The 7711-nt window shown below is 33.4% G+C and carries 7 protein-coding genes and 1 tRNA gene; 2 read left to right on the forward strand and 6 right to left on the reverse strand.

Annotation, left to right across the window (positions count from 1 at the left end; translation table 11 throughout):
- The 4 genes from BG20_RS13545 to gins23 all read right to left on the reverse strand — a co-directional run.
- On the reverse strand, positions 1-1541 hold a 1541-nt coding region (locus tag BG20_RS13545), incomplete at its 3' end, for a DEAD/DEAH box helicase (protein WP_250635838.1).
- On the reverse strand, positions 1492-1821 hold the full coding sequence (locus BG20_RS13710; RefSeq protein WP_250635839.1) for a DEAD/DEAH box helicase: 330 nt from the start codon (positions 1819-1821) through the stop codon (positions 1492-1494). The genes BG20_RS13545 and BG20_RS13710, both read right to left, overlap by 50 nt.
- On the reverse strand, positions 1818-3905 hold the full coding sequence (locus BG20_RS11270) for a minichromosome maintenance protein MCM (protein WP_007402344.1): 2088 nt from the start codon (positions 3903-3905) through the stop codon (positions 1818-1820). The genes BG20_RS13710 and BG20_RS11270 overlap by 4 nt, the downstream gene beginning before the upstream one ends.
- Entirely contained in the window at positions 3886-4416 is a 531-nt protein-coding gene (gene gins23, locus BG20_RS11275) for a DNA replication protein Gins23 (protein ID WP_010195546.1), read from the reverse strand. The genes BG20_RS11270 and gins23 overlap by 20 nt, the downstream gene beginning before the upstream one ends.
- A 125-nt stretch (positions 4417-4541) precedes the next feature.
- Between gins23 and BG20_RS11280 the strand changes: the two genes are divergently transcribed.
- Positions 4542-5489, forward strand: a complete 948-nt coding sequence (locus BG20_RS11280; protein ID WP_048097263.1) for a replication factor C small subunit — start codon at positions 4542-4544, stop codon at positions 5487-5489.
- Positions 5490-5543: 54 nt separating this feature from the next.
- Positions 5544-7025 carry a porin PorA family protein gene (locus BG20_RS11285; protein ID WP_010195548.1) on the forward strand — a complete coding sequence of 494 codons (1482 nt, stop codon included), beginning with the start codon at positions 5544-5546 and terminating at the stop codon, positions 7023-7025.
- Between the two features lie 5 nt (positions 7026-7030).
- On the opposite strand, the gene BG20_RS11290 is transcribed toward BG20_RS11285, so the two are convergent.
- Positions 7031-7114, reverse strand: a tRNA-Ser gene (locus BG20_RS11290).
- Positions 7115-7198: 84 nt separating this feature from the next.
- Positions 7199-7711: 4Fe-4S dicluster domain-containing protein (locus BG20_RS11295; RefSeq protein WP_010195549.1), on the reverse strand; the 513-nt coding region annotated here is incomplete at its 5' end.

Consider the following 7711-nt stretch of genomic DNA (forward strand, 5'->3'; position numbering starts at 1 on the left):
CTATGCATATCACCTGATTCTATTCCAAGATTATCAGAAAGGGTCAATTCAGTTGACTCTGTAATCCATGATTGTAAGGCAATTAAACTCCTTGAGCAATCATATTCAGATATGGGTGATAAAAGCTCTGAGGAATTATTTTCTATCATTAAACTTGCAGTTTCATAATCCTTACTTCTAAGTGAGAATTTTGGAAAAAATTCCTCACAATTTGTGATCAAGTGTAAAAATCCAAAAGAATGTTTTCTCTCTTGAGATGCATTTTCAATTGCATCCCTAAAATAAGTAGCTGTTAGTGGATCAATGTATAACATGGAAGTCTTTTTTCCAAATTCAGTCGCAGCGTATCTTTCACCTTTTTTAATTATTAGAAATCCATTAGTAAGAAATCTTAATGAAATATCAATTGCAAATTTTATTGTTGCTTTTCTTGATTGTGAACCTCCTAATGTTTGTAAAAAGAAATCAAGAAGATCTTCTTTTTTAATTCCAGGATTGGTTACAATCACACTCAATACATGAGTTCTAAGTGATTTATCATCTGAAATTTTTGATACTATTGGTTCTGGTTCACCATGAACATAATAGTCCATAAGATCATCACTGTTTCCATTTCCAACAATAATTGATTCTCCATAATCATCATATTGTGGTCTTCCTGCTCTACCACACAATTGCTTGTACTCCAAAATACTAATTGGTCTATTGGCACCAACTTTTGCATTGTATCTGTTGATGTTTGATATAACAACTCTTCTTGCTGGAAGATTTACACCTGCAGCTAATGTTGGTGTAGATGATAATAATTTGATTGTTCCTTTACGAAATTCTGTTTCTATTGTTTGTCTGCAATTCTGATTTAATCCGGCATGATGAAATGCAACTCCTTTTTTTATCAACATTGCAAGAGTTTTTACCAATTCTGTATGTTCATTATCAGATAGAATTTTTTTTGAAATCTTTTCTAGTTCTTCGGATTCTTTTTTTTCTAGAAATTGTGAAATTATATCTGCAGCTTTTGTTGCAAGTGCTTTTGAACGGGTTCTAGTCTCTGCAAATACTAGTGATTGTCCTCCTTCTTTTACAGATTGAACCCCTAAATCAATTGGAATTCCACGAAGGCTAGGCTCAATTTCAAATTTTTTTCCATCACTCATAATTACTTCTCCGCCATCGTATACCCCCTCAGAAAGAGGAACGGGTCTCCAATCATTTTGTATCAAGATGCAATTGAGCCATTTTGCTATTTCATCAGAATTTGTTATGGTAGCGCTAAGGCCAACTATTTGTGGTTTTGATTCTAACAGTTTCAGTTTTGTCAATACCATCTCCAATGTAGGTCCTCTACTTTCATCTCCAATAAGGTGAATCTCATCTGCAATAACTAATCCAATCTCATCAATCCATTCAGCACTATGTCGAATTATAGAATCCATCTTTTCATTAGTCAAAACAAGAACATTATTTTTTTCAAGATTTTTTTCTATATTTTCAAAATCTCCAGTAGATATTCCTACTTTGATTTTTTTTTCCCAGATCAATTTTTTCTAATTTCTTAAATTCAGTAAATTTTTCGGCAGCTAATGCACGCAATGGACTAAGGTAGATTATCTTACCGTTATTTTTTGAGAGATAATTAATCATTGCAAGTATGGCAGTAAGAGTTTTTCCACTTGCAGTAGGAGCAGAAACTAGAATACTTTTGCCATCAAGCAATCCATTATCAATACAGTCAGCTTGAGGAGGATACAATTTGGAAAAACCTTCAGATAACAAAAAATCAATTGCTGTTTTAGGTAAATTCAGTTTTTCTATTTTCATACCCGGTTATAATGACCGGGTTTTGATTCATAAATAGATGCTTCGCGAAGCATTCTTCGGATATAATTTCGTGCTTCTTCTTCAGTGAATTTTTCTGTTTTTTCTAACTCTTTAACAAATGCTCTTTCCTCAACTGCAATTTTGTTATCACCTTCCATTGACTTCAAGACATCCATGAATAATTGCATCTTAGATACTTCACTTCTAGGTCTTCCTTGTAAAACTCCAAGATCTACTTTACCTGTATTTACATCGACACCTGCATCTTGAAGCATGCTTTGGATTAGAAATATAGCTCGTTCTGCGTCCTCTTCTTCTACTTTATCCTTCATCAGCAATCTAGCTCTTGCTGTTGAAAGTCTAATGATACCCTCTAGTTGTCTAGGGGTTACTGTAATCATTTCTTCAGATTCTACGTTTCTCATTTGGAGATAATATTCAAGAATTTTTTCTTCTGCTTCTTTTGTCAAATCAGGACTAGATCTTTTGGCATATGAGAGATATTTTGTAAGAATGTCTACGTCAATTACAGAACGTTTGTCAGTTCCTTGAGGGGTATGCAATTCAATTATGTGTCTTGCGATTTTTTCATCCTTTTCTCTACCTGGAATATCACGTACAACAAAAATCAGGTCAAATCTGGTCAATAGTGGAATTGGCAGATTTACATTTTCTGTGATATTTTTGAATGGATCATATTTTCCATACATTGGGTTTGCTGCAGCCAAAATTGACGTTCTTGCATTTAGGGTAGCTACAATACCACCCTTGGCAATACTTGCAGATTGTTGCTCCATAACTTCGTGTAAAGCACTTCTATCTTCAGGTTTCATCTTATCAAACTCATCAATACACACTAATCCTTGATCCCCAAGTACTACTGCACCTGCCTCTAACATCATAATTCCTGTTTTATCACGAACTACAGCTGCTGTAAGACCTGCTGCAGTTGAACCCCTACCAGATGTGTATAATCCTCTTGGTGCTATTCTTGCACAAAATTTCAGCATCTCACTTTTTGCTGTACCAGGATCACCTACAAGAAATACGTTAATGTCACCTCTAATCTTGCTTCCATCACCAAGTAATCTTTGAGTTGAACCTACAATAAGTAACAAAATTGCTTCTTTGATTAGAGACTGTCCTTGAATGTGAGGAGCAAACGAATCAATCAATCTCTGATAAACATTGGGACTTTGCGAAAGTGTTTTTATCATTTTTTCATCTTCAGGTGAGACCTCTTCTCTTTCTATTTTACGTGAGGTCTTTGATCCCCTACCTCCCAAAAATTCAATATTGTTTCCTTCTATTCTTAATCGGTATAATCCACTGTGACCTCTGGTTATGCCTGCAATAGATTCTTGCTCTACTCTTACTATACCTGTAAGGATAATTCTATCACCTGGTCTTGCGTTATCTACAAGATCTTGTCTAATTGTCACATCAATGTAATGGGGTAACTGTCCAGGCGGAAGATCTTCAGGAAGTTCTTGTAATCTAAGAATTTGAAAATCTATGAATTTACTTGCTTCTGGTTTTAATTCAAAGTCTCGGTGTTTACAACTTGGATTATCACAAACTATAGGAATTTTTACATCCATTCCCTTTAATTGAATTACTTTTGTTTGATGTTCATCAGGACAAATAAACACAAGTTCTTTTGCAAGTGGTTTTACTTCTGATGCTCTTACTACCATACCAGATACACTTGTGATGTTTCCTATAGTTTCTGCATTAATCTGTCTTAGACTTCTTTGTAGTGGGTAATTTACTAGTCTTACACGAACCTCATCTTTAATTTTTTCTGCATAATCTGGGAATCTTGTTTGAAGTGCTTCTTTAATTGCTCTTGAAAACGCATTAAGAATTCTGTCAGGATCGGTTGAAAAGATAATTTCTATTTCAGGTTCTACTACAAGATCATTGTAATCAACTAGAATAAATTTTGCGCCCTTTGGCATCATCTCATCTATTTGTTCAACGTACTTGTAACTACCAAATTTATCTTTGAATCTGGTTAGAAAATCCTTTACTTTATCAGATAATGCAGATTCAGTAAACGTACTAGTTTGAACTTTGCTCATTTAAATCTCCTCTAATTTGTTTTTCAAATTCTTTACTATTATCATGAATAGTTTTAAAGAAAATATTCTCTTCGACAGTTAGTTTGTTGTATAATTCAGAATTTAGTTTTGTAGAATCTGCTAGCTTTACAAGTTTTCCTCTCCTCATTCTAAATAATTCTAGCATAATACTTTCTACATGATTAAAGTCATCACGGTTTAGATTTTTCATAGATTCTTTTAGCTTGATGTAAAAATGAGGATCAAGTGTAGACATTTGATATTCACCAACCATTTTTTCTTTTGATAATGCCTGTTTTAGCTCAGTAATCATATCGGGAGTGTCCATTGTTGCAAGCTTGTTCTGAGATAGAATTTTACCTATCCATTGAGGTAAATTTAGAACCTCTCCTTGGGTGCCATTTACTTTTAGACCTGCAACATTAAATTTGATATCATGATTTATGGTAACTTTAGCATCCTTTAGACCATATCCTATAGAATGTAGTTTTTCTATCCTATCAATTTCCATCTTAAGATCACTATTTCTCAATAAGTTCCTGATGTAATGGATCGATCAATTCTATTCACTATTTTGTTAGATCAATTGATCCTATTAATTTCGATTTATTAGTGGGAAATAGACTAGGAGATCACATGTTATCAACAGGCATGTGGGTTGAAAAATATCGCCCAACAAAGCTTTCAGAGATAGTAAATCAGACAGAGATCATAGGTAGTCTGGAAGCTTTAATCAAAGACCCTACAGATATGCCACACCTAATGTTTTCGGGTTCTGCAGGAGTTGGTAAAACAACAACTGCGTTATGCATAGCCAGACAGATTCTTGGGGAATATGCCAAAGACTACACTCTTGAGCTAAATGCCTCAGACGAAAGAGGGATAGGAATGGTCAGAGAAAAAGTAAAGAAATTTTCAAGATTTGCAGGAATGGCAGAGGTTCCATTTAAAATAATTATTTTAGATGAAGCAGATGAAATGACAGCAGATGCACAAACCGCATTAAGAAGAATTATTGAAGATACTGCAAAATATTGTAGGTTTATTCTAATTGCAAACAACATATCAAAAATCATAGACCCAATTCAAAGTAGATGTGCTACTTTCAAGTTTACCTCAATTCCTCAAGAAGATGTAATTAATCATCTTGAATCAATTTCTAAAAAAGAGAAGATAAAATCAGATAAAAAAGGACTCAAAGCAATTTATGATTATTCAGAGGGGGATCTCAGACATGCAATTAATCTATTACAAGCAACTGCAAGTCTTGGTGAAATAACTGAAGAGCATGTAAAGGCATCAGCTGGTCTTACTAAAACTTCAGATGTTGATGAAGTTCTAAAAATGGCACTTGCGGGTAAAGTTCTTGAAGCAAGAGAAAAGATGATTGAATTAATCAAAGTTTACGGAATGTCAGAATCAGATTTTCTAAAATACATCAATTCAGCAGTTTTCAAAACAAAACATGAAAAATTATCTGATATTTTAAAAGTAATTGCAAAATATGATTTTAGAATTTTATCTGGGGCAAATTCAGAGATTCAGCTTTCAGCACTTTTAGCTGAAATTAGTACTTTAAAATGAAATATATTTGAAATTATAAAGAAACAGTATAAGATAAAAAAAGAGAATTAATCAATGCTCAACCTAAACAAGATGTTTTTGCAATGGCTAACTGTATTTTTGGTAGCTATTATAGTAATTTCAATATGGATGGTATTAGTCATTCCTAACACTGAAAAATTATCTAGTAAAGATTTGCTAAATATGGCATATGAGGGAGAAGATAAAATAGTAAAAGATGTTTATGGAAATACAACCGAGATATTTTTTACCAAAGATAGTTTAATCCAGAAAGTAATTTCTCAAAACAATAACGAAATTACAATAAAGTCAGTCATAACAAGTAAAAGAACAGATACACATGAAGAGATATTTCATGTTGAGAACATTTACCATGTAGATCCTATAACTTTAATGCACATAGATAAAAAAGATATGAGGTTTGGATTTTTACCAGGAGTAGAAAAAACAGATTATTTCTTTTTTCATCCAGCTGTATTTTATGGTGCACCTATGAAATTTCTAAAAACAGATTATGTGAATGAATTAGAAGTGTATGTTTTTGAAACAGAAATAAAAGGTGAAGATGCATCTAATTCATTTCCACAATTTTCAGGACATACAATTCTTACAGATAACATATCAAGATTATATGTAGAGCCAATAACTGGAAGTGTCATTAAATTTGAGAAAGAATGGAATAACTATCTAGTGGAAAATGGAAAACGTGTAAATATAATTGATGTTGGCGAAAAACATACAACTGAATTCACAGAACTTGTTTTAACACATTTTGCTCAGGAAAAAATTGAAAACGAAGAATTCAGCAAAATTATCATGCCAATCTTTTTGATAGTTTTGGTTTTTGGTATAGGAACTATATGGATTTTGTTAACATATTTAGAAAAAATAAAAAGAGAATCGGCAAATAAAGAAAAATTAGCATTGATAGGAGATATGACAGCAAAATTATCACACGATTTACGAAATCCATTAACAATTATGAAAAATGGTTTGGAATTATTCCAAATGGGATTAGCAGAAGAGAAAAAAGAAGAGAATATGAGGCGTATTCAAAATGCAGTGGAAAGAATATCGTATGAAATAGAATCAATTATGGATTTTGTAAGAGACAATCCATTACGTAAAGAACAGATTTCATTAAAAAGAATTGTAGATTTGGCATTAGAGAGCATAGAAATTCCTCAAAATATTCAAGTTGAAAAAGAAATACCGGATATTACTGTAGATGTAGATAAGAATCAAATCATCAAGGTATTTTTAAACATACTAAAAAATTCTGTTGAAGCAATGAAACATGGAAAGATTACAATTACAGCAAAAACAAGAACAAAAACAGTAGAGATAGAGTTTGCAGACTCAGGTCCAGGAATCCCAAAAGACAAGATAGATAAAATATTTGACCCGTTATTTACAACAAAAACAAAAGGAACTGGTTTAGGACTTGCAAGCTGTAAGTCATTAATTGAGAAACATGGTGGAAGTATTTCAGTTAAAAATAATCCAACAAGATTTACAGTTATTCTTCCAAAGTAATAAAACGCAGAGAGAGGGATTTGAACCCCCGGGTGCTTGCGCACACAGGCTCTCAAGGCCCGCGCCCTACCGAGCTAGGCGACCTCTGCAGAAAGTGATGATTTGCAGTGATTAAAATTTGTTGAGGATGAAAAATTGAAGTTTAGAAAAATAAGAAAAAAGAAATTAATTCTTTAATCGTGTGCGTGAGGATTGCCGCCACCAGTCATTTTGACATATGTGCCAGCTGCTTTCTCGTGCCATTCCAACATTGCAGGTTCAATTCTAATTGATCCTGTAGGACAGATTTCCTGACAAGCCATACAAACTGTACAATCATGTTCTCTGATTGGTTGTGATTTGTCAGTATAGTCTAATCGTTCATCTTGTTCAGTTTTTCCAGTTCCTTCGAAAACTTTTCCAACTACATCTTTAGCTGGAATGTCTTGTTCGGTTCTGTACCACTGGAATGTTTGAACTGGACATACACTCATGCATGAACCAGCTGCAATACAAGAATCCCAATCAACAGCTACTGTTGTTCCATGAATACCTAAAGGAACTTGTTCTTCTCCTCTGGCTTCATATGCTGCCTTTACATCGTCATTTGAGAATGCTGCACCATTTGGATTTCCTTTGCCCCAAATCCAATGAAAATTCTCTCCATTTCCATGGCTTGTCTTTCCAACTGGTTTTTGGTCAACACA

Origin of the sequence: Candidatus Nitrosarchaeum limnium BG20 (assembly GCF_000241145.1) — an archaeon.
GTDB classification, from domain to species: Archaea; Thermoproteota; Nitrososphaeria; order Nitrososphaerales; family Nitrosopumilaceae; genus Nitrosarchaeum; species Nitrosarchaeum limnae.

Excerpts from the sequence above, each read along its gene's own strand:
- BG20_RS13710 (WP_250635839.1), bottom strand. The coding sequence starts at position 1,821 with ATGAAAATAGAAAAACTGAATTTACCTAAAACAGCAATTGATTTTTTG.
- BG20_RS11270 (WP_007402344.1), bottom strand. The coding sequence starts at position 3,905 with ATGAGCAAAGTTCAAACTAGTACGTTTACTGAATCTGCATTATCTGAT.
- gins23 (WP_010195546.1), bottom strand. The coding sequence starts at position 4,416 with ATGGAAATTGATAGGATAGAAAAACTACATTCTATAGGATATGGTCTA.
- BG20_RS11280 (WP_048097263.1), top strand. The coding sequence starts at position 4,542 with ATGTTATCAACAGGCATGTGGGTTGAAAAATATCGCCCAACAAAGCTT.
- BG20_RS11285 (WP_010195548.1), top strand. The coding sequence starts at position 5,544 with ATGCTCAACCTAAACAAGATGTTTTTGCAATGGCTAACTGTATTTTTG.